This window comes from Alkalihalobacillus sp. TS-13, assembly GCF_019720915.1.
Lineage (GTDB): Bacteria > Bacillota > Bacilli > Bacillales > Fictibacillaceae > Pseudalkalibacillus.
Map to the genome: position 1 here is coordinate 318,404 of NZ_JAHKSI010000002.1, position 20,223 is coordinate 338,626.

Annotated in this window: 26 protein-coding genes, 1 pseudogene and 1 riboswitch; of the genes and pseudogenes, 8 read left to right on the plus strand and 19 right to left on the minus strand. The window is 41.8% G+C overall.

All coding sequences use genetic code 11. The features are described 5' to 3' along the window. Position 1: 1 nt before the first annotated feature. The 4 genes from KOL94_RS18305 to KOL94_RS18320 all read right to left on the minus strand — a co-directional run bounded on the left by KOL94_RS18305 (position 2) and on the right by KOL94_RS18320 (position 3,098). Positions 2-760 carry an IclR family transcriptional regulator gene (locus KOL94_RS18305; RefSeq protein ID WP_221568045.1) on the minus strand — a complete coding sequence of 253 codons (759 nt, stop codon included), beginning with the start codon at positions 758-760 and terminating at the stop codon, positions 2-4. A 299-nt stretch (positions 761-1,059) separates the two neighbouring features. Then, positions 1,060-1,380 carry a quaternary ammonium compound efflux SMR transporter SugE gene (gene sugE / locus KOL94_RS18310; RefSeq protein WP_221568047.1) on the minus strand — a complete coding sequence of 107 codons (321 nt, stop codon included), beginning with the start codon at positions 1,378-1,380 and terminating at the stop codon, positions 1,060-1,062. Positions 1,381-1,824: 444 nt separating this feature from the next. Beyond that, positions 1,825-1,919, minus strand: a riboswitch (guanidine-I (ykkC/yxkD leader). A gap of 53 nt (positions 1,920-1,972) precedes the next feature. Beyond that, the gene (locus tag KOL94_RS18315; RefSeq protein WP_221568049.1) at positions 1,973-2,437 is read right to left on the minus strand and encodes a hypothetical protein; all 465 of its coding nucleotides are present in this window, start codon (positions 2,435-2,437) and stop codon (positions 1,973-1,975) included. A 175-nt stretch (positions 2,438-2,612) separates the two neighbouring features. Further along, on the minus strand, positions 2,613-3,098 hold the full coding sequence (locus KOL94_RS18320) for a DinB family protein (protein ID WP_221568051.1): 486 nt from the start codon (positions 3,096-3,098) through the stop codon (positions 2,613-2,615). Positions 3,099-3,267: 169 nt separating this feature from the next. On the opposite strand from KOL94_RS18320, the gene KOL94_RS18325 reads away from it, so the two are divergent. The 3 genes from KOL94_RS18325 to KOL94_RS18335 are packed head-to-tail and all read left to right on the plus strand — an operon-like array spanning position 3,268 to position 6,299. Further along, entirely contained in the window at positions 3,268-4,323 is a 1,056-nt protein-coding gene (locus KOL94_RS18325; protein ID WP_221568053.1) for a metal ABC transporter solute-binding protein, Zn/Mn family, read from the plus strand. Positions 4,324-4,346: 23 nt separating this feature from the next. Next, positions 4,347-5,351, plus strand: a complete 1,005-nt coding sequence (locus KOL94_RS18330; protein WP_221568055.1) for a permease — start codon at positions 4,347-4,349, stop codon at positions 5,349-5,351. Positions 5,352-5,363: 12 nt separating this feature from the next. Continuing rightward, entirely contained in the window at positions 5,364-6,299 is a 936-nt protein-coding gene (locus tag KOL94_RS18335; RefSeq protein ID WP_221568057.1) for a TIGR03943 family putative permease subunit, read from the plus strand. Between the two features lie 304 nt (positions 6,300-6,603). On the opposite strand, the gene KOL94_RS18340 is transcribed toward KOL94_RS18335, so the two are convergent. From KOL94_RS18340 to KOL94_RS18370, 7 genes are all read right to left on the minus strand, one after another. Continuing rightward, positions 6,604-7,143 carry a GNAT family N-acetyltransferase gene (locus KOL94_RS18340; RefSeq protein WP_221568059.1) on the minus strand — a complete coding sequence of 180 codons (540 nt, stop codon included), beginning with the start codon at positions 7,141-7,143 and terminating at the stop codon, positions 6,604-6,606. A gap of 17 nt (positions 7,144-7,160) precedes the next feature. Beyond that, positions 7,161-7,607 (minus strand): hypothetical protein, encoded by a 447-nt coding sequence (locus KOL94_RS18345; protein WP_221568060.1) that lies wholly within the window; start codon positions 7,605-7,607, stop codon positions 7,161-7,163. Positions 7,608-7,663: 56 nt separating this feature from the next. Continuing rightward, positions 7,664-8,104 carry a VOC family protein gene (locus KOL94_RS18350; RefSeq protein WP_221568062.1) on the minus strand — a complete coding sequence of 147 codons (441 nt, stop codon included), beginning with the start codon at positions 8,102-8,104 and terminating at the stop codon, positions 7,664-7,666. Continuing rightward, positions 8,073-8,456 carry a VOC family protein gene (locus KOL94_RS18355; RefSeq protein WP_221568064.1) on the minus strand — a complete coding sequence of 128 codons (384 nt, stop codon included), beginning with the start codon at positions 8,454-8,456 and terminating at the stop codon, positions 8,073-8,075. The genes KOL94_RS18350 and KOL94_RS18355 overlap by 32 nt, the downstream gene beginning before the upstream one ends. 16 nt (positions 8,457-8,472) lie before the next feature. Continuing rightward, positions 8,473-9,408 (minus strand): RNA polymerase sigma factor, encoded by a 936-nt coding sequence (locus KOL94_RS18360; protein WP_221568066.1) that lies wholly within the window; start codon positions 9,406-9,408, stop codon positions 8,473-8,475. Positions 9,409-9,487: 79 nt separating this feature from the next. Next, positions 9,488-10,033, minus strand: a complete 546-nt coding sequence (locus tag KOL94_RS18365; protein WP_221568068.1) for a cysteine hydrolase family protein — start codon at positions 10,031-10,033, stop codon at positions 9,488-9,490. A 533-nt stretch (positions 10,034-10,566) separates the two neighbouring features. Next, on the minus strand, positions 10,567-10,821 hold the full coding sequence (locus tag KOL94_RS18370) for a hypothetical protein (protein ID WP_221568070.1): 255 nt from the start codon (positions 10,819-10,821) through the stop codon (positions 10,567-10,569). Between the two features lie 151 nt (positions 10,822-10,972). Here KOL94_RS18370 and KOL94_RS18375 point away from each other — a divergent pair, with 151 nt between their 5' ends. Continuing rightward, the gene (locus KOL94_RS18375; RefSeq protein ID WP_221568072.1) at positions 10,973-11,398 is read left to right on the plus strand and encodes a ferritin-like domain-containing protein; all 426 of its coding nucleotides are present in this window, start codon (positions 10,973-10,975) and stop codon (positions 11,396-11,398) included. A gap of 203 nt (positions 11,399-11,601) precedes the next feature. Then, positions 11,602-12,105, plus strand: a complete 504-nt coding sequence (locus KOL94_RS18380) for a GNAT family N-acetyltransferase (RefSeq protein ID WP_221568074.1) — start codon at positions 11,602-11,604, stop codon at positions 12,103-12,105. A gap of 222 nt (positions 12,106-12,327) precedes the next feature. On the opposite strand, the gene KOL94_RS18385 is transcribed toward KOL94_RS18380, so the two are convergent. Then, a complete protein-coding gene (locus KOL94_RS18385; RefSeq protein WP_221568076.1) occupies positions 12,328-12,717 on the minus strand; it encodes a gamma-glutamylcyclotransferase family protein in 390 nt (129 codons plus the stop codon). Between the two features lie 10 nt (positions 12,718-12,727). Next, the gene (locus KOL94_RS18390) at positions 12,728-12,880 is read right to left on the minus strand and encodes a hypothetical protein (protein ID WP_221568078.1); all 153 of its coding nucleotides are present in this window, start codon (positions 12,878-12,880) and stop codon (positions 12,728-12,730) included. 266 nt (positions 12,881-13,146) lie between these two features. Here KOL94_RS18390 and KOL94_RS18395 point away from each other — a divergent pair, with 266 nt between their 5' ends. Together KOL94_RS18395 and KOL94_RS18400 are read left to right on the plus strand one after the other, a co-directional pair. Then, positions 13,147-13,947 (plus strand): metal-dependent hydrolase, encoded by an 801-nt coding sequence (locus KOL94_RS18395; protein ID WP_221568079.1) that lies wholly within the window; start codon positions 13,147-13,149, stop codon positions 13,945-13,947. Between the two features lie 95 nt (positions 13,948-14,042). Beyond that, positions 14,043-14,411 (plus strand): hypothetical protein, encoded by a 369-nt coding sequence (locus tag KOL94_RS18400; protein ID WP_221568080.1) that lies wholly within the window; start codon positions 14,043-14,045, stop codon positions 14,409-14,411. Positions 14,412-14,583: 172 nt separating this feature from the next. Here KOL94_RS18400 and KOL94_RS18405 read toward each other — a convergent pair whose 3' ends face one another. The 3 genes and pseudogenes from KOL94_RS18405 to KOL94_RS25920 all read right to left on the minus strand — a co-directional run. Continuing rightward, positions 14,584-14,841 (minus strand): DUF2164 domain-containing protein, encoded by a 258-nt coding sequence (locus KOL94_RS18405; protein ID WP_221568081.1) that lies wholly within the window; start codon positions 14,839-14,841, stop codon positions 14,584-14,586. Continuing rightward, positions 14,838-15,572 carry an SIR2 family NAD-dependent protein deacylase gene (locus tag KOL94_RS18410; RefSeq protein WP_221568082.1) on the minus strand — a complete coding sequence of 245 codons (735 nt, stop codon included), beginning with the start codon at positions 15,570-15,572 and terminating at the stop codon, positions 14,838-14,840. Before KOL94_RS18410 ends, KOL94_RS18405 begins: the two co-directional genes overlap by 4 nt. Positions 15,573-15,826: 254 nt before the next feature. Continuing rightward, a pseudogene (locus tag KOL94_RS25920) lies at positions 15,827-15,922 on the minus strand (YjcZ family sporulation protein); the annotation flags it as partial. 173 nt (positions 15,923-16,095) lie between these two features. On the opposite strand from KOL94_RS25920, the gene KOL94_RS18420 reads away from it, so the two are divergent. Next, positions 16,096-16,359 (plus strand): DUF2524 family protein, encoded by a 264-nt coding sequence (locus KOL94_RS18420; RefSeq protein WP_221568084.1) that lies wholly within the window; start codon positions 16,096-16,098, stop codon positions 16,357-16,359. Between the two features lie 93 nt (positions 16,360-16,452). Here the strand turns inward: KOL94_RS18420 and KOL94_RS18425 are convergent, their stop codons facing one another. From KOL94_RS18425 to KOL94_RS18435, 3 genes are all read right to left on the minus strand, one after another. Continuing rightward, the gene (locus tag KOL94_RS18425) at positions 16,453-17,229 is read right to left on the minus strand and encodes a 3-hydroxybutyrate dehydrogenase (RefSeq protein ID WP_221568085.1); all 777 of its coding nucleotides are present in this window, start codon (positions 17,227-17,229) and stop codon (positions 16,453-16,455) included. 21 nt (positions 17,230-17,250) lie between these two features. Continuing rightward, positions 17,251-18,570 carry a GntP family permease gene (locus tag KOL94_RS18430; protein ID WP_221568087.1) on the minus strand — a complete coding sequence of 440 codons (1,320 nt, stop codon included), beginning with the start codon at positions 18,568-18,570 and terminating at the stop codon, positions 17,251-17,253. A gap of 260 nt (positions 18,571-18,830) precedes the next feature. Beyond that, a complete protein-coding gene (locus KOL94_RS18435; protein ID WP_221568089.1) occupies positions 18,831-20,201 on the minus strand; it encodes a sigma-54 interaction domain-containing protein in 1,371 nt (456 codons plus the stop codon). Between the last annotated feature and the right edge of the window lie 22 nt (positions 20,202-20,223).

Consider the following 20,223-nt stretch of genomic DNA (forward strand, 5'->3'; position numbering starts at 1 on the left):
ATCAGCCATTCCATCCGATCGATTTTGAGATTTCATAGGCTGCTTGCTTCACTTGCTCTGTCAAATGTGTAATCTTGTCAGGATTTCGAAAACGATTTTCAGGTCCCACTATACTGAGGCCAGCAAAAATCTGATCATCATGACCGTAAATCGGTGCCGCAATCGCTGAGGAATCATCATGCAATTCAGAATGGCTCACTGTATAACCTTTGGACCTCGTCTCGGCTAACACTTGCCTCAACGCTTTTTTGTCTGTAAGCGTTCCTGAAGCGATAGGCTGTAATTTTATCGTTTCGATATAGTGATCTCTTTCTTCTTCAGGCAAAAAAGCTAATAGAACTCGCGGGCATGCGCCTGCATATAACGGGGCACTGCGTCCGATTCCGGTAAAAACCCTCACCGGTTTATCTGTCTCGATTTTTTCAATATAGATGGCTTCATAATGTTCTCGGACAATCAAATTGACGGCTTCCCCAAGCTCGTCCTTCAGCTGCCTCATGATTGGGATTGCAGCCTTGCGAATATCCATGCGCTCTTTGACTAACTGTCCATATTGGAGAAAACCTAAACCTAATTCATATTCTCCATGACGATTTTTTTTGAGGAATCCTGTTTCTTCTAATGATAGAACCATACGATAGACGGTCGTTTTCGGCATCGAGGTAAGTTTGCTCAATTGTGGAAGAGAAAGTGATTTGTTGGCTTTAAAAAGGCTCAATAATTCCATCGCTTTGATGACTGTTGTATTCTTTTCTTTCATTCTACACCTCAAAAAACAACTGACGTTCCGTTATTCGGAATATATGTTCCGAATATAACGCTTTCACTCATTATAGTCTGAATTGTCGGAATCATCAATGTATATATTTCCCATATCTCGCCCTCTGAAACTAAAAAGAGCGACCTGAAAGGGTGATATTTCCCTCAGTCCGCTCGAATTATAGAATCAAAGATTTCTTCTTGTCATGATTGCTGCGAAATCCACTTTCCGCAGACGAACCGCAGGAGTGTCGTGAATTTGGGTAAACAAATCAACACTACCATTAAAAGTGTCTTGTTTTAAGAAGAAGATGTGAATTTCAAGCCGATGATACCGACCAAAATCATCCCTAAAAAGAGAATTCTCATAAAGTCTTTCGGCTCGTTAAAAAGCAAGATCCCCAGTAAAACTGTACCGAGCGCCCCGATTCCTGTCCAAACTGCATAGGCGGTCCCGATCGGCAGGGCTTTGATCGCAATCGATAGAAAATAAAAGCTTATGATCATTCCGATGACTGTTATGATAGAGGGTACCAAACGGCTGAAACCTTCTGTATACTTCAAACCGATTGCCCAGACCACCTCAAAGACCCCTGCAATAAGCAGATAAATCCATGCCATCGCTCATTCCTCCTTTTAAAGAAAAGGTTCTGTTCGTTTTTTGTTGATTTCTACGATTCACTCCCTTTCCGCGGGCAGACGAAAAGCGGAAGCGACCCGATTAGTCACGAAGGTCACTGGAAAACTGACGAGGAGACTCGAACGAAACAAAGACTTGATTCTGCGCGGGCTCACTCATAAGGTGTCAATCAATGTGTTGACCGCCCTTAGTAACTTTCCTTATGCTGGCTACGACGTTCACCACAGGATATGGTGATTGTTAGTCGAAGATCCTTTTGAAAACAGCTGGGTCTCGCCTGGCTCGCTTTTCCCGCAGGAGTGTCGCACATTTCGGTTGAAATCAACAAAGTCCTTTTAACCTATATAAAACTTAGCCTTTCCTTTAGTTACGCTGAAACTTAAGATCAATCCCAATAAAAAAACCGAGAAAATATCCAAGTGATATCCTCCCGGGCTTTTCTCCCTCCGTGTACACAAATCGATTGTGCGGTTTCTCTCGGACCAGACCATCGTGATGCGGAACCCTAGAAACCAATGATTACTTTGAAATTCATTCCATTATGGCAAAATCCTGAACCCCTGTCAAACTTAATCATTCAATAGAGTTCGCCATTTTCACTAATTCCTCTCTTACTTTATCAAACTGTAATGTAGACATTCGATAATGGAGGTTATATTCGATTCCTCCCTCCATCCAATGGAGTTCTGCAGATGGAAAATCTTTTCCCTTGAAGAAAGCTGTCTTGCCATTCTTCAAGTCAATTTTTTTATAACTGGAATCTTGTTTGATTCGGCTATAAAAGCGATCAAAATTCGCTGTTATGTACTCGATCTCCTCTCTCTCATCTGTAGAAGAAAGGTATTTGAGGCTGAAAACGATCTGGTTATCTTCCCACTCAGATAATGTAACCGCTGATTCTTCACCATTCTTGAGAGGGTTATAGTCAGGCATTCTCAAATCATAGGATACAAGATCCAATGCTTGTGATTTAGGGATAGGTGCATATGTCGTTATTCCATTTTCCTTGCCTTGTCTCTGGAGATTCTTCAAGTTCATTTGTTCATCGTTACAACCAGGCAGTAGGAATATTGCACAAAGGATCAAGGTTGCAATTGTCTGTTTCTGAATCGATTATCCCTCCCTGCAACTCTATTTATCTAGTTCTACGCCCTAATTCAAGAAAAAGTTTCAGTAACACAAAAACCCCAGCCATATTCAGCCGGAGTTTCTCTCAATTCATCTCTTCTACTTCGGGGGTTTTTTGCAGGGAATCTTCAATTTGATGCTTGTGGTGGCGATCATGCTCACAGAAACTGATCAGGCATTTTCTTAAGGTGTCCGGGTATCCCCGATCATAGAAGGTGGCATCGAGTTCTTCCTCTGTACGTGAATGGATCGCTTTGATCATCAAGTCTCTTGTTTCCAGAAATTCTTTGATGATTTCCTTTTTGGATACACCATTCTTTGCATACAGGGAAGCTCTCTGATTCATGACGTGGACATCGATGGACCTCGGCAATCTTGCTCCTGCTTTTATTTTTGGGTATCTTTCTTTTAAAAAGTACCGATCCCAATAAGTAAGATGAGCAATAATTTCTGCAATCGACCATTTCCCAGGCTTGATCGGGCTCAACCATTCATCATCACTCAGAGATTCAAGACTCTGTACCCACTGATTGAATCGTACATACCTCTGGATAATCTCTGTTTTAGTCATAATTCTCCTCCATCTTTTGTTGTTATATAACCTGTTCCCTAAAATCATATGTTTTAATAGTCGAATTTATATTTTATTTAGTTTTTTAATTAATCGTAATAATTTCGGTTTGCAAATCGTAACCATTACGATATAATGTTTTTTGTATAATTGTGAGGAGGTACACAAAATGAAGCAAATCATAACAGTATTATTCACTGTCCTTATATTGACTGCCTGTGGTCAAAGTACTCAGACATCACAAGGTGGAGCTGGGGAGGAAAAATTACAAGTGATGACCACATTATTTCCATTAAAAGATTTTACTGAAAGAATCGGTGGGGAGCATGTAGAAGTAGAAAGTGTATTGCCTCCAGGTGTCGATGCCCATTCATTTGAACCCACCCCAAAAACGATGATTTCTCTAGCTGAAAGTGATCTCTTTATTTATAATGGAGCTGGCTTAGAAGGATTTGCAGATTCGGCGGTGAAAACGTTGAAAAATGATGACGTAAAAATCCTTGAAGCAACCAACGGTATAGATCTCCAAGCTTTCAGCCATGAAGATCACGACCATGCAAATGAACACAACGATGATCACCATGAAGAAGCCGATCACGAAAGTCATGAAAGCAAGGAAAATTCAGAGCATGAACATAGTGAATCAGAAGGAGAACACCCAGAAGGGGAAGAAAATAAAGAGGATGATCATAAGCATGGGGATATCGACCACCATGTCTGGCTCGATCCAATATTAGCCATCGAGCTTGCTGAAAACATCAAGAACCAGCTTATCGAGATAAAACCCGAGAGAAAAGAAGAATTCGAGAAAAATTTTGAAAAATTGCAGGCAGATCTGATTGAACTGGATCAAACATTCCAGAAGACCATTGAAGCTGCTGATAAGAAAGAAATCCTTGTTTCCCATTCGGCTTACGGTTACTGGGAAAGCCGATATGGAATTGAGCAGCTGAGTGTCTCAGGGTTATCCCCGACGAACGAACCAACTCAAAAGCAAACCAAGAAATTGTTGGAAGAGTCAAAAGCACATGATATCCAATATATCCTGTTCGAGCAGAACGTGAATACAAAACCAGCAAATGCAATTAAAAATCAACTGGACTTAGACATCCTTTATCTTCACAATCTTTCCGTTTTGACTGAAGAGGACATTTCAAAAAAGGAAGATTATTTCTCTTTGATGGAACGGAATATCAAAACGTTGGAAAAAGCCCTGAATAATTAAATCAAAAGTGATGTGAATGATTCATGTTTCAACAATCTACCCGCGAAAACATATTGATCTTTCTATTATTCTCTCTTTTTCTTTTTGGCTTCATGTTTATGGAGGAAATCAAGAACTCGGCCATTCCTTTGGAGATTCCCGGTAGTCTGATAGACTTGAATACGATCTTTTTAAGCATCGTTCTGGAAGCTTTCCCGTTCCTGCTTTTAGGTGTATTCGTATCTGCCCTTATCCAATCGTTCGTGTCTGAGGAAACCATCAAGCGTTTCACCCCGAAAAAAGGATACATTGCGTTGGTACCGGCAACTGTGATGGCTGCGCTTTTTCCTGTTTGTGAATGTGCTATCATCCCTGTGGTCAGACGGCTGATCAAGAAAGGCATGCCTTTACATATCGGTGTCGTCTTCCTTGTTGCCGCTCCAATTCTGAATCCCGTGGTCTTCTTATCTACCTTTTATGCATTCCGATCAGATATGACTGTCGTTTATGCACGTATGGGGCTAGGATTCATTTTAGCAATCATCATCGGAGGAATCGTTTATACTATTTTCAAGAATAAAGATATGCTAAAAACAGTCGAAAACCATACACATGCTCATTCACATCAAAATGGTTCTGAACCATCCAAATGGAAGCTGACGATGTACCATATGTCTGATGAATTCTTTGATACTGGTAAATTTTTATTATTCGGTGCTTTGCTCGCAAGTGCGTTCCAAGCCTTCGTTAGTCGTGAGTTTATCGCGTCGATTGGGACAGAAGCCTGGTCCTCAAGTTTGATCATGATGGCATTTGCTTACCTTGTATCGCTCTGTTCAGAGGCAGACGCATTTGTGGCCGTTTCATTCCAATCAACTTTCAGTACAGCTTCAATTGTCGCTTTCTTAGTTTATGGTCCGATGCTTGACATTAAAAACACGTTGATGCTTCTCGCTTATTTTAAGAAGAAATTCGTCCTCACTCTTATGGCGGTCATTACCGTAACCGTGTTTATTGCAATTCTGTTGTTCCAACTATTATTCTTGTAGGGGGTGGATACCGTGAACAATCAATTTTATGTCAATCTTCGGTCTATCATTCTATTTGGCTTTGCATTTTTGATGAGTGCTCTTATCTATACCGGCCAAATTCAGTATTATATCGCTCCTCAAATGATGAAATTCATGTATTTTGCAACGGTTACGTTCTTTGTGCTGGGGATCATCCAATTGTTCCGTTCAGAGGATTCAGAAGAGCATTGCCTCTGCGGGCATGACCATCAAGAAACAAGGCATCCATTCATGCGGTTCATCGTCTATTCGCTATTCATCTTACCTCTTATGACTGGGTTCGTTTTCCCTGAAAAAGTTTTGGATAGTTCAATGGCTCAGAAAAAAGGGGTTTCCCTTAACGGCAGTGTAAAGCCTAAAGGCCAACAAGCCCCACAGGAAAACTCTGATAGTTCCACCCCTAATGCGGACGAATTCCTTGAGGATCCAGAAGGATATATGGAAGAGTTGGAGGATGAAGTTTCCGAAACTTCATCCACTCCTACGAACGATGATGGAATATATGATTACGATGAGTATTATGCTGATATCGCGGATGAATATAAAAATAAAGATAAAATCATCGTAACTGATGATAACTATGCAACCCTGGTGGATACTCTCAGCATATTTCTAAATGAGTTCCAGGGTAAAACAATCGAAATCGAAGGCTTTGTTTATCGGGAGAGTGATATGAATCAGGATGAATTCGTGATTGCCCGATTTATGATGACTTGTTGTTCCGCGGATACTTCTGTAATCGGCACGATGGCAAAAGGTACTGAACTGCATACGATTGAAGATGATCAATGGGTAAGAGTGACAGGATCAATTTCTAAAACGAAATATAATGATTCTACCATTCCTTTGATACAAGTGACTGATGTGGAACGGATTGAAAGCCCTGAATCTCCTTATGTTTATCAAGACATTGGAATTTTCAACTAATAAAAAAACTTGTCAAAGCTAAGCCTTGACGCAAGCTGAGCCTTAGCTGGGCTTATACTGAAGAAGTATTTTTCTTTAAGTATGAATATGAAAAAGAGCGCTATCATTCTCTCAACCTACAGAGTGATAACGCTCTTTCTTTATGGCTCTTTTTAGTAAAGATTGTTGTTATTTGATTCGCGGGAAATATATACGCTTTCTGCGGACGAACCGAAAGCCTCCTCACTCGTTCCTCGCTGTGGGGTCTCACTTGGCCCGCTGATCCCGCTGGAGTCTCGTATATTTCAACCACTTATAGCCTTCTTTATTTATAATCCCGTTTCAGCATGCTGTATAACACACAGTCATGAAAGTGGTCGTAAAGATATTCTGCATCTCTCATTACCCCTTCTTTTACAAACCCTAATCGCTCGGGAATCGCTTGACTCTTTGTATTTTTCAATCCGCATTGGATCTCGACACGGTTCAGATGGAATGTTTTGAAGGCATGCTCGACAAGGGCTTTCGTTGCTTTTGTCATGATGCCTTTCCCTTGATGTCCTTCAGCTAGCCAGTATCCGATGGAGGTTTTCAGGTTCCTGCGGTCAATTTGATGATAGCCGATCATTCCCACCAGTTTCTCCTTATGAATGATGCCAACCTGGAAGCCATCACCTTCAGCAAATTGTTTCAGCCACATCTCTATGACAGGCTCATAATCTTCTTCCTTTTCCATGCCGTCCACCCATGGCAGCCATTCTCTCAAATAGTTGCGAGATTGATCAACAAGGGTGAATAATTCTGGTATGTCCTTTTTTTCTAATAGTTTTAGAGATAGGTCTTCATCAATTGGAAAAATAAACATCTCCTGCCCCCCAGTCTTTACTTGTACGAATTGATTGTGACATCAAGGATATCCCATTCACGGAAACCTACCTTCTTCATACGGATCACTAAGCTTCCATCATACGATTCAATGACTTCAGTACTTTCGTCTTTATATTCATAGGCTTGGAATTGTGCTTCGACCTCATAGGCCTGGTCCACATTTTCAGCGGATTTGATGACCATCCTTGTGTTATCAAGACCTTTTTCTTTCCCGAATTGCATGAATTCTTCCAATTCGGATTTTTTATCCAAAACGGATTCATCGTTTACCTTGCCTGCTTCTAGATTATCTATGAAATTTTTCGCCGTTTCTTCTGGCGTAACGATCAAATAAGAGATTAATAAAATAAGAATTATGCCGGAGACGAACGCACTTGCAAAAATCAGGATCAATTTCTTATTAATTTCATCATCCCTGCTTTCTATGTATTTTCTTATCAAATACTACCACAATTTAAGAGAAAAAGGGAATTGCCGTTGTGACAATTCCCTTAAGATTAATTTTCTTTCCATTCCCCGCCCCAAATGTTGAATTTGTTTCCATCAGGGTCAAAGCAATCAAATGCATGCCCGATCCAAACTTCCCGGAATTCACCAAACTGTACGCCATGTTCCTTCAAACGTTTATACAGATGATGGGGGTCTTTCACATTCAATGTAGCAGCAAAAATCTGAGCATCATCCGAATTTCGCAAAGCTCCTTTTTTCCATGTTGCTTTTCGAGGCATTTCATCGGTTTCATACAGGAATAACCAAAGACCATTTTCTACTCTTAATAAGGCAGTCTTCGTTTCAGGCTGATGATCATCACCAAAAACACAGTCGAAATGCTCAATCCAAAAATCAACCGATTTATCAAGATCAGTCACAGGTAAATGTGTATAGGGAAGCTTTTTATTTGATGTGTCATGACCGATCTCCTTGGTAATGCTCCTCACAGATCATAAGGACATTTCCATCTGGATCTTTGAAATTGAAGAAGGATACATCAGGATACCTCTCAATCTCGCGGACGATGATTCCTCCTTTTTCTTTCACGAAAGCATAAGCTTCATCGATATCATCGGTTTGAAGCATAAGATTCGCTTCAGTCCCAGGTTCATTGTTCCGATCATCATCGAGTAAAAAGCCTCCGTTCCCTAAATGGACATAGTGGACAGGACTATCCGGGTCCACTTGTGGTGTTTCTTTACCGAGTAATTCAGCATACCATCGAGCTGTTTTCTGCAAATCTTTAACATGTACAAAGGTAGCTCCTACACGATTGATCGGGCTTTTTGTAATTTTCATCTCTTCCCTCCTAAAATCATTCCCAATTGACTGGGGGTTTGTTTCGTTGAAGTGGAATCTCGAGTGTATTTGCAATGGTAGTCAATAGTTCACGACAGAAAAAATAACTTTTATGGCGGACAATTTTTTCATCCGCTACATCTTGAAATTGTACATCATGCAACTGAAGGCCAGGTTCTGTTTCTGCAAGGACAATAATGACTTCTTTTCCCCACAGTTTTTTCCGATACGCCTTCTTCCCCATAATCCCTGCTTGCATCGATCCTTTTTCGACATCGCCTTTCGAGAATTCTTGAAAACCTGGTGAAACCTCCATATGGATGGTATCACTAGTCAAATGGAGCATTTGCTCTACATCACGCCTATTGAATGCATCCAAATACGCATCGACCACTTCCGAGTGTCGTGATGTTTCCTCTGGTGTATCGTGCACTTTTTCGTATACACCGATCGTTTGCAGCTTTTTACGAGCTCGGTATACGATTCCGTAGATTGCCCCTTCTGTCGAGTGGACCATATTCGCAATTTCTGCAGCCTTGAATTGGAATACATCCATCAACAGCAACGTTGTCACTTGTTTCGGTGTAAGATGATAGACAAGCACCTCTAATGCTTCCCGAATGTTGAATGCTTGAGAAGCTTGTTGGTCCGGCTCACTTTTGTCTGATTCATCTTCAACAGCTAGTTTCCGTTTTCTGCATTCATCAATCCAGCGATTTGTTGCGATTCGAAAAAGGTACGCTTTCGCATTGAGCGGTTGCCAGATTTGGGGGAGCATAGCAAAAGCTTTTAACAACGTTTCCTGGAACAGATCTTCTCCTTCCCAGGGGGAACCTGTGACATAGCGGCAATAATTCCATAAGTCCTGCTTGTATGGTTCGATTTCTTCTTCAAATTGCCTATGTAGGGATCTGGTATCCTCCACAATGTTTTTCATCGTATCCGTTAGCATAATTAAATGACCTCCTTTTCCCTCCTCACTTGTATAACGTAATAGGGCGAGAAAACCTTACGTACTTTGCGTAATTTTTTTATTTTATTTTCTCTTTCATCCAAAAAACTTCCTTAGTATTTTGTAGTGTAATGGTGGCGTGAGGACTCCAGAAATTCCCTAATGTATTGTGGGTATGGTCGATGATTTGTTTTGCTGTCAAATGGTCATTATCCATTGTCGTATGGGCGTCCATTATCAACGTGACATCGTAATGCACATCAAATGCCCCCCGACAAGAAGAATCCACGCAATAATCCGTTTGTGCCCCACAAATATAAAGGTGTCCAGTTCCTAACTTATCAAGAACTTCTTTCAGATTTGTATCTGCAAACGAATTCGGGAGCGTTTTATTCACGATGGTTTCCGTTTCTAAAGGCTTTTCCAATAATGAATGTAACTCCCAGCCAGGTTCCCCGCGCTTCAAGGGTCCAGCTGGATCTTCATGTTGAACGTAGATGACAGGTACATCGTTGGCGCGAGCATTCCGGATCAAACTTGATATTCGGTTGATCACCTCTTCTTTTTCGTAGGCATTCTCCATGACAGCATTTTGGACATCAATGACAAGCAACGCTTCGTTCATTTTTTTCCTCCTTCATTTAACAGAACTTTTGTTCGTATTTTGAGTCATTTACATATTTCGCTAATTAAGTTGAAAATTCCTGCAACTTATTTTCAAGTCATGCGTCTATATAGGTAGGAGGTTCCTTTGAACTTTAAAAAAGCTTCAGGTTCCCCCTGACAAATTATCCTACCTCCCCTTTGAAATGGACTGGCTCCCGTTGAGCTGGTCCATATTTTTTCGAATATCTTTAATTCGAGAAAACTGTCCCATTTTTAGCGGACACCACGGTCCTTATTTGTGAAAAAAAGAGCTGTAAAAAAAATTAGCGGACACCACGGCCACTATTTGTTCAAAATGCTGCTTATATTCAAGGATATAAGGTGAATAAGGTCTCTGGTGTCCGCTACATTATAAAAACATAGGATTTCCTATGAAATAACGTCTCTGGTGTCCGCAAAAGTATAATCTCATGAGTTTTTGGTATATCCATATTAGTGGAAAATGAGAAAGAGCTCCGGGTCACCAGAGCTCTCTTTTGATCGTGCAGTGTTTCATTTTACTTTCAGCGTCTTTTGGACGCGTTTGTTCTTTACAATGAGCTGATAGGCCTTCCCTACTTTTTCTTCTACATAATCCAGTGAGACACATTTACTAGGGTCTGCAAACATTCCGACCGCCCTGGACAAATGATCCACAGCGTTTTTCAGGTCTTTCTCGTTTCTTTGCGTTTTGTTCAAATGAATATCGTCCATCACATGAAAGGCCATAGCTTGAATGTCACGTAATCGTGCTTCTTCACTCTTCAATGCGTTCCCTCCCAGCTAGTACTTTTGCATAATCTAACTTATGGGAAAAGTGAAGGGAACATGAGTGTTTTTTAGCTTGAATGGTCGATTATCACAGTTCTTTCTTTCTGGGCATACGATACCGAAGAAAATTCGGAGGTGTGTTCTTGAAATGCAGATGTATCGACAACCAGTGGAGTCAACAAGTCTGATTGAAGATTTACGTAAGGCGATCAATGGAGAGTATAGTGCGATACAATGTTATGAGAAATTAGCTAAAAATGCGCCAACTAAAGCTGAAAGAGAACAAATCCTTGAAATCCGGCAAGATGAAATCAACCACTTCCAAACGTTCTCGCATATCTATGTTAGCTTGACAGGTCAGCAACCCAAACCTGAAATTACGGAAGAATGCCCTGATGATTACAGAAAAGGTGTCCGTGCTTCCTTTGTCGACGAACAAGAGACTACAGACTTCTACTTGGACATCGCTGATAAAGCTTGCACGCCATACATCAGACATGTTTTCAAACGCGCTTCAGTTGATGAACAAAACCACGCTGTCTGGTTCCTCTCCTTCCTCACGCTAAGGGGATGATCAATGGATCGGTGCCAGGCACGAAAATTTCACCCTACAGCCTCAAGGACTCTGAGATGGTGCCTGGCACGCTCACGGAAGCCTTGGGGGTGTTGAGGTTTCAAATGGTGCCTGGCACGTATAGTAAGCACCGTTGTATAGTATACTGTTGGTGATAATAAACTAGTGACTAGATGTATTAAGGTTTCAAAAGGGGGAGAATCGTGTTTGAATTGCGGACTGAACGTTTGAAATTGCGGCCATTGAAAAAAGGCGATCTCTCGAATTTGATGAAAATATTTTCGGATCCGATTGCGATGAAGCATTATCCATCTACAAAAACGGAGCAGCAAGCTGAAGAGTGGATCGAATGGACCCACAATAACTACAATGCCTATAATGTTGGCTTATGGGCAGTGGAATTGTTGGAAACTGGTGAATTTGCAGGACAATGCGGTATCGTCCCCCAGAAAATCAATAGTGAAGTTATGATGGAAATTGGTTATTTGTTCATCCGGGAACATTGGGGCAAAGGTTATGCAACAGAAGCTGCTCTGGCTTGTCTCAACTATGGATTCGAAAAATGCAGATACCCTAAACTCATATCGCTGATTGCTCCTGAAAACAGCCCCTCATCAGCTGTTGCGAAAAGGATCGGGATGCGGAAAGAAACCCAAATTCATAAATGGGACCGCTCTATTGATGTGTACGCCATCAATTCAGATTGATTGGTTCCATCCTTCATTTTAGGTGGTACCCGATTGTTTCTGAAAATCGAGTTTGTCCAGATAATACTGAGTTTTGACCAGTTAATTTTGAAATATGTCCAGATAATCCAGAGTTTTGTCCAAAAAATCCAGAGTTTTGTCCAAAAAATCCAGAGTTTTGTCCAGTATTTCTGTAATTTTGTCCAAATAATCAACCATCCGCTTCCGGATGGTTGATTAATTCTATCGTTTAAGCCAATCACCGCATTCGATCACTTTTTTACACAGAGAAGGATTATGATCGACTGTGTAGATGATCACATCTACTGGTACATCTTCCGTCACAACCGGGTAAGTTTGACGTTCATACAGGTTTTCATCGCCGGGACCTTTATATCCTTCAAGGTAATCCAGTTTCTTAAGACCATCAGCATCGACATCATATATCTCTCCGAAAACTCTTCCGGAATCCACAAGAGTCAGTGCCGGATAACCGAAGCCTGTGTCAAACAGTGTCCCCTGAACCCAGGCATATTCCGACATACACTTTGCATTTCCCAGCACATGAGCATTACATTCATTTTTCCGGAGTGTTCCATACACAAACACTAAATGGCCTCTCTCTGTGTTCATATGTCTACCTCTATTTTCTGCGGATTCGATTTCGACCTCTCGTATATCGCATGAATTTCTCATACGTTTTTCTGTGAAAAGCTTCAATTTCCTTATCTGTCATGGCACGGATTACTTCCTGGTCACGGCTATGTCCTGGAGTTTCAGAGTTTCTTTTTACCATCCAAATTCCTCCTTAAAGCTGTCCCCACCTACCTATGACCCTTCATTCCTTTATGTCTATTGCTGCTGTCTGACCGATGCCAGAATGATTTGTCCTCTCATTTTTTATAATGTTTAATATGAAATTTTCTGCAATTATAGAACGAGAGCAGTGTGCTGTCAACGGGTCATCGTCCATACATTTGCACTTTAATTACATCTATGGAAGGATTACCCTTAAATACGAAGAAAGTTTATATTGAAAACTATTTTTGAGGAGGAATGTGTATGAAAATGATGCGTCTTGGTCATGCTTCTTATTTGCTTACAAGTAGGTCTGGCAAAAAACATTTGATCGATCCTTTTTTAAGTGGGAACCCCGGGTGTCCGGAAGCGTACACAAAACCTGAATTTCTTAAAACAATCGATACGGTCTACCTTACACACGGCCACTTTGATCACACGGCAGGCCTGAAAGAATTGGTTGATGCCAATCCCGATGTTCTGATTGTTTGTCAGTATGAAATGGGGCTGATTCTACTTCAAAGTGGTTATCAAAATGTGCACCTCCTGAATTATGGCGGGTCAGTTGAGTTTGATGATGTGAAAGTAAGCATGGTCCAAGCACTGCACACATCTTCCTTTAAGGAAACGGAGAACACTCCACTATATGCTGGACAGCCTGCGGGATATGTCTACGATTTCATGAATGACGTTACACTCTACCATTCTGGTGACACAACCATGACGATGGATATGAAACTGATTCAGGAGGTCTACCAACCTGATCTGGCTATCCTTTCATCTTCAGGACAATTCGTCATGGGGCCAAGAGAAGCTGCTTATGTCACAAAAAATCTCCTAGACGTAAAATATGTCATCCCTAATCATCACTTTCCAACCAAAGAAACCTCTCCCAGACCAGAAGTTCTCGAAAACATGTTACAAAACTTCCCGGTGATCGAAACCATGATGGAAAAGGATCAAGAATTATTCGAACTATTACGAGATTACAAAAAGACAGAAGTCATTCTGCTGAATTTTGGTGAAGAACGAGAATTTTCCGAGCAAAAAGTTTCCCATAAATGAAGGTAAGCTGGTCCTGGACAGGATCAGCTTTTCTAATGCCTGATTGTACCGTATACTCAAAGTAAGATATTGGAATTCAAGGAAGGGATCATCAAATGAATAGGAAATTCATAGTGTCGTTATTCGCATTCGCCTGTGTAGCAGCTCTTCTATTGGTCAGCTGTCCAACAGCAGATGACTATCAGGAGTGGCTCGTAAGGAACAATATTTTGAATTGTGATTCTGAGAAATGTTTTACGTTGTCATCGGAGGTGACTTCAGCTGGTTATACGAAATCAAACATCAACCAAGTAGATGAAACCAGCTCAGCTATACATACAAGAGGGCTGTTCTTCATGACTGCCGAAACTTACATATATGAAAAAGACCGCACCATTAGAGTGATCGGCCTTTTAAACTTCATGATTCCATATGAAAATAAGCTTGATAATGGCATGGTCTATTCAATTGATTTTTTAGATTAGGCTTTGTTAAATAATGCTGTTGATTTTCTTCAATTTACTCCCTTTCCGCGGGCGAACCAGGAGCTTCCTCGCTCACTTGCATGTTCGCTGCGGGATCTCCCCTGGCTCATTGTTCCCGCAGGAGTGTCGCAAATTTTGTAAAAATCAACAATGAAGATTAACAGAGCATCAATTAACGCTTATATAACTCGATTGGTCGCTGAAGGGCGTCCATATCTTCTTCTATGTTCATCATTTTGTCTTGAAGAAGCTTCTTCGCATCACGTACGCCCTGGTTGTAAACATAGGGACCCGCTTCTTTCAAAAAGAAATCCAGCATGAGACCTGCTGCCAAATCCCCGATTTCTTCTCCTCGCTCATCGATGAAATACCCCTGGATATTCCTGACCAGCTGTTCACGTTCTTCTTTTGGTATTTTCAATGTCATCATGAAAAATCTCCACCCTTCCGTTTCTCATCAATAGCTTCGAGAATATCACCCGCTTTTCCTTCGAGCTGCAAGTCAAATTGTTCACTCAACAGCGTTGCCTCGTTATTGATGATTACTTTTTGGCCATTCGTCAAAAAAGGCAATTCATTCGCTGGTGAAACCTGCAAACTCGAGCCGATGACGATCAGCAGGTCTGATTCCTCAATGAGCCGAATCGCTTTCCCCCACACTTCTTGAGGAAGCATTTCACCAAACAAGATGATATCTGGCCGTAAATGCCCCCCACACTCTGAACAAGTATCCTGATTCAAAAAAGTCCCTTCATCAGAAGCTTGACCGCAATCCGAACAAAAAATCGACCGTAACGACCCATGAAGTTCATGAACGCTTTTGTTGCCAGCTTCCTGATGAAAGCCATCGACATTTTGGGTGACGATTCCTTTTACAAAGCCTTGATTCTCCCATTCAGCTAAAAAATGATGTCCTTTATGGGGATGACAGGTGTTCAAGTCTGTCAACCTTAAGCTATAAAAGCCATGGAACAGCTCGTACTCATTTTCAAGTGCTTCAACAGTGGAGACGGTCATAGGATCGATTTTCTTCCACCAGCCTTCTCTGGAACGGAAATCCGGAATTCCGCTTTCCGTCGACATGCCGGCTCCTGTGAGAATCACCGTACTTCCCGATGCCTTCAACCAATCAGCAACAAGGGTAATTTTATGTAAATCCATGTCTTGGTCCCCCCATCCGCCTTGGAGATGGTTCTATTATAGCACCATGACGGTTGTGGGTGAATTAAGCTGAGCTTCGGGTGATCTGCCTCTTTTTATACACGAAAAGGGTTGACCATTATTGGCCGACCCTTTTTCCTAGTCAATATGAAAATGGTGGACAAAGCCCTCCACTGCTTTTGAATGACAAATTACCAGCCGTAGCCGCCGCCATATCCATCGTCACAACCACAGCCGCCGTAGCCGTATCCGCCACCGCCGCCATAAGAAGCTCCTACAATAATTAGTAAGATGAACAAAACAACGATTAAAGTGAAACCTTTACCGCCTTTTCTTTTTCCATCGCTCATGTTTTCAGCCTCCTTTTTATCTAGTCACTACTACATTATGTTGAAAAAAACACACATGATAGGGACAAATATGGAGGTCTGTAAAATTATGCGAATGTCTAGAACACGTACACATATTATTCGGCATGCTATAACACACTATATGTACAACTTTCTAGAGGAGGAAGCCCAAAATGACAGAACATGAATCTTTAAGGACATTTCTCACTCGCGCAGAGCAAGTGATCGAGTATGCCTCAAAACAGAATGAACTATATAACCATCAAGAACCACAGGTTGACGCTGCGATCTACTCCGGCGCACAACAACAGCTTGAAGAAGCTTATCTTGATTTGCAAAAGGTATCACATAGTGCCACACCACAACAACGCGAAGAAATCCAACGTGTTATGGCCCGGATTCTGGATCTGCAAAATGATATGATCATCAATGATTGAAAATTGGGACTGTCCAGCATTCAACGGGCAGTCCTGTTTACTTTATCAAATCAAAAAGAACACTTCGTAATCGAAGTGTCCTCCTCTTAAAACTTATTGTGCGGTATATCCACCGTCGATAACAACGGCTTGCCCTGTAATGCCTTTTGCTTTTTCACTAGCCAGGAACAAGGTGTAATCAGCAACTTCTTTTACAGATAACAACCGTTTCTGTGGCACTAGCGGATAAATGACTTCCTCCATTACCTGCTCTTTTGAAACCCCTCGATTTTTCGCAAGATCCTCAAGCTGATTCTGCACGAGCGGTGTATCAATGTACCCTGGACAAATCGCATTCACCGTCACCCCATGTTCTGCTGCTTCCAAAGCTGTCACTTTCGTCAACCCGATAACGCCATGCTTTGCGCTATTGTATGCAGCTTTACCTGCGAATCCGACAAGTCCGTTGATTGAGGACATGTTCAGAATTCGGCCGAAACCCTGTTTTTTCATAATTGGAAGGGCATGTTTCGTTGCTATAAATGGTGCGACTAGCATAACGCGTGTCAGCAATTCGAATTTCTCCGTTGGAAATTCTTCAACAGAAGCGACATGCTGCAATCCTGCATTATTGATTAAAATATCAAGACTGCCGAAATGTGCGACAGTTTTATCAATCGACTGTTTCACTTCATCTTCCATTGTGACATCACATCTTAACCCAAGTGCTTGATGTCCTTCATCGTTCAGTTTCTGGGCAGCTTCTTTTACACCATCTTCATTTAAGTCGACGAGGGCAACCTTTGCACCCTGTTGGGCGAATGAGAGGGCAAGTTCATAGCCGATTCCACTCGCTGCTCCAGTGATATACACAACTTTATCACTAACCACGAATGCTCCTCCTTTTTTAGATTAGATTCCGACTCCTAGTGAGAATAGGATAACCGCTAACGCCAATCCTATTAACGGCACGATGACCGTCAATGCTCCTACAGCTCCATACGCTGCACTATGAGATTCTCCGCAAATTGCCCGGACAGTCGTAACGACATAACCGTTATGAGGGAGTGAATCAAGAGCACCAGATGATATCGCTACAGTACGGTGCAAGGCTTCTGCATTAACACCCATATCCATATAATGTGGAGCTAAAATCGGTAATGCAATCGCTTGACCACCAGAAGCTGACCCGGTCATCCCTGCAATCACACTTACTGCTATCGCCCCACCGATCAATGGACTTCCAGGAATGTTCGTCATCGCACTGACTGCGGTATCAAAGGCAGGAACAGCTTTTGCAACACCACCGAATCCAACTACCGCTGCAGTGTTCCCAATAGCAATCAATGCACCTAATGTACCTGCAGAAATAGCTTCCCAGAAATCTGTGAAATACTTTCTGTTCAAGAAGTAAGCTGAAATCACGCCGCCTAATAACGCCACAATCAACGCAGATTGTTGTAAGGAATCATGAAAAATGAAGGAGATGATCAATACGACAACCAACGGGATTAGACCTGTGAGTGGATGAGGAAGCTCTTTTTCTACCACATCAGGATCGTCTTCCCGTGCTTCAAATCGTTCACCATTCGCGACTGCTTTTGCAAGCATTCTCTTCAACCACCAGTAACCAAACACCGCCATGAAGACTGCGACAAGCACACTGACTTCCCAACCCGCATACGGTGATGTTCCTAAATATTCAATTGGGATCCAGTTTTGGATTTCTGGGGAACCAGCAGATGTCATCGTAAAGGTTACTGAACCGAACGCAAGTGCCGCTGGTATGAAGCGACGTGGGAGATCCGCTTGTTTAAATAAGCTGAGTGCCATCGGATATACTGAGAAAGCTACAACGAATAAGCTCACCCCGCCATAAGTCAAAACAGCACAAGCGAGAACAATTGCAAGTACTGCCTGTTTCATTCCGAGTTTTTCAACAATCCACTTGGAAACACTGTCAGCAGCGCCACTGTCTTCCATGACTTTCCCAAATATTGCACCTAGTAAGAACATGAGGAACCAGGCTGTAACGAAGCTTGAGAATCCAGCCATATAGTCCCCGACGAGATTCGCTCCCCCTTCCTCTGCAAGCTGTGGAAAGAGGGGCAGACCACTTAAGACTGCAGTGAACAATGCACAAAGTGGTGCAACGACAAGCAGGTTCATGCCCCTCATCGTTAATACGATTAATAAAATAAGACCACCGATCAAACCGATCATGCTTAACATCCTATATCCTCCCTTAACTCTTCGATTTATTGGAATCGCTTTCAAATTTATCTTTTATTGTGAAAGCAATTTCCAATCCAATCGCTATAAAATGCAAGTTCCATGCCAAGTAAGAAATATCGATATATCAAGGTTTCAAAAATATTTATGAGGCTATTATTCCGAAAAGTCGGAAAATAATGAAAGTAAAACAACCAAAACCCTCACTACCATTAAAAATTCCAGAAACCCGGAAGGATTCCGGAATTCTGGAATGAGTTTCAGAACAAATCATATTTTTTCAGTTTTTCGTAGAAACTGGATTTTCCGATACCAAGAGTTTTGGCAGCTGCAAGCTTATTGCCGGCATTTTGGGCTAGAGCTTCTTTAATTGCACTGATCTCCGTCTCTTCAACCAGCTCCTGCAATGATTTACTTCCGATTTTGAGACTATCATTTTCATGTAAATATTCAGGGAGGGAGGTTTTATCGATTGTTTCATCATACGCCAAGTGGACAGCTGCTTCGATTACATTTTCAAGCTCACGTATGTTACCGGGCCAATTATGACGGAACAAAATTTTGTTGACCTCTTCATCTATGCATTGAATCCGTTTTCCTGTTCGCCTCGTTACTTTTTCAAGAAAATGTTCTACCAAAGGAGTAATGTCATCCTTTCGTTCACGTAAAGCTGGGATGTGAAGCTGGAAACCATTGATCCGATAAAATAGGTCTTCCCGGAACAGCTTTTCCTGGACCATTTTTTCAAGTGGACGATTCGTTGCGGCAATGACACGGACATTGACCTTCTCCGTTTTATTGGCACCAATGGGCTCAATTTCTTTTTCCTGTAAGACGCGTAATAACTTTGCCTGCATCCGTAATGGCATGTCCCCGATTTCATCCAAAAACAACGTACCCTCATTTGCCAGGATGAACTTTCCGACTTTACCACCTTTTTTCGCCCCTGTAAACGCTCCTTCCACGTATCCGAAAAGCTCAGACTCCAGGAGGTTGTCCGGTATTGCCGCGCAATTCACTTTTACGAAGGGAGCCGTACTCCTTTCACTCAATTGGTGGATACTATGGGCCAACAGCTCTTTCCCCGTGCCGCTTTCTCCTCGGATCAAAACGGAAATATCCCCACTTGAAATCTTCTTTACCTGATTTTTCAACTCTTTTATCGAATCTGAAACGCCAACAAGATCATTCAGGGAATATTTTGCTCCATTATTGGCACTCCACTCTTTACGGTAAAATTCGAGTTCTGAAAACAGACTTTTCACATGACTGTTCATTTTCTTCCATTGCTCAGTGTCTCGGAAAATGACCGTACCGAGTGCAGCCACAACTTCATTCTCATGAAAAATCGGAATCCGGTTGGCGATCATATAGTTCCCTTTGATGTATTGGAGGTCAGCGATTTCCGCCTTTCCAGTCTGGGCGACGATATGCATTCTCGTGTTTTCGATCACGTCTGTCACGTGCATACCAATGACTTTCTTTGTATCAATCTCGAGGAATTCACAATAGTTTTTATTCATGAAGCGAACTTTTCCTTCTGTATCGACGACGACCACCCATTCAAAGGCATTATCGATAATGGCTTCCAGAATGCTTTTATCTTTGAAACTGAAATCTGTCTGCAGCAATGTTCTCCGCCCTCTCCCTTTT

What these genes read in the sequence shown, in the direction of transcription:
- KOL94_RS18305 (WP_221568045.1), bottom strand. Translation starts at nt 760, where the DNA reads ATGAAAGAAAAGAATACAACAGTCATCAAAGCGATGGAATTATTGAGC.
- sugE (WP_221568047.1), bottom strand. Translation starts at nt 1,380, where the DNA reads ATGGCATGGATTTATCTGCTTATTGCAGGGGTCTTTGAGGTGGTCTGG.
- KOL94_RS18315 (WP_221568049.1), bottom strand. Translation starts at nt 2,437, where the DNA reads ATGAACTTGAAGAATCTCCAGAGACAAGGCAAGGAAAATGGAATAACG.
- KOL94_RS18320 (WP_221568051.1), bottom strand. Translation starts at nt 3,098, where the DNA reads ATGACTAAAACAGAGATTATCCAGAGGTATGTACGATTCAATCAGTGG.
- KOL94_RS18325 (WP_221568053.1), top strand. Translation starts at nt 3,268, where the DNA reads ATGAAGCAAATCATAACAGTATTATTCACTGTCCTTATATTGACTGCC.
- KOL94_RS18330 (WP_221568055.1), top strand. Translation starts at nt 4,347, where the DNA reads ATGTTTCAACAATCTACCCGCGAAAACATATTGATCTTTCTATTATTC.
- KOL94_RS18340 (WP_221568059.1), bottom strand. Translation starts at nt 7,143, where the DNA reads ATGTTTATTTTTCCAATTGATGAAGACCTATCTCTAAAACTATTAGAA.
- KOL94_RS18355 (WP_221568064.1), bottom strand. Translation starts at nt 8,456, where the DNA reads ATGAAAATTACAAAAAGCCCGATCAATCGTGTAGGAGCTACCTTTGTA.
- KOL94_RS18360 (WP_221568066.1), bottom strand. Translation starts at nt 9,408, where the DNA reads ATGCTAACGGATACGATGAAAAACATTGTGGAGGATACCAGATCCCTA.
- KOL94_RS18365 (WP_221568068.1), bottom strand. Translation starts at nt 10,033, where the DNA reads ATGAACGAAGCGTTGCTTGTCATTGATGTCCAAAATGCTGTCATGGAG.
- KOL94_RS18375 (WP_221568072.1), top strand. Translation starts at nt 10,973, where the DNA reads ATGCAGATGTATCGACAACCAGTGGAGTCAACAAGTCTGATTGAAGAT.
- KOL94_RS18385 (WP_221568076.1), bottom strand. Translation starts at nt 12,717, where the DNA reads ATGAACACAGAGAGAGGCCATTTAGTGTTTGTGTATGGAACACTCCGG.
- KOL94_RS18390 (WP_221568078.1), bottom strand. Translation starts at nt 12,880, where the DNA reads ATGGTAAAAAGAAACTCTGAAACTCCAGGACATAGCCGTGACCAGGAA.
- KOL94_RS18395 (WP_221568079.1), top strand. Translation starts at nt 13,147, where the DNA reads ATGAAAATGATGCGTCTTGGTCATGCTTCTTATTTGCTTACAAGTAGG.
- KOL94_RS18400 (WP_221568080.1), top strand. Translation starts at nt 14,043, where the DNA reads ATGAATAGGAAATTCATAGTGTCGTTATTCGCATTCGCCTGTGTAGCA.
- KOL94_RS18405 (WP_221568081.1), bottom strand. Translation starts at nt 14,841, where the DNA reads ATGATGACATTGAAAATACCAAAAGAAGAACGTGAACAGCTGGTCAGG.
- KOL94_RS18410 (WP_221568082.1), bottom strand. Translation starts at nt 15,572, where the DNA reads ATGGATTTACATAAAATTACCCTTGTTGCTGATTGGTTGAAGGCATCG.
- KOL94_RS18420 (WP_221568084.1), top strand. Translation starts at nt 16,096, where the DNA reads ATGACAGAACATGAATCTTTAAGGACATTTCTCACTCGCGCAGAGCAA.
- KOL94_RS18430 (WP_221568087.1), bottom strand. Translation starts at nt 18,570, where the DNA reads ATGTTAAGCATGATCGGTTTGATCGGTGGTCTTATTTTATTAATCGTA.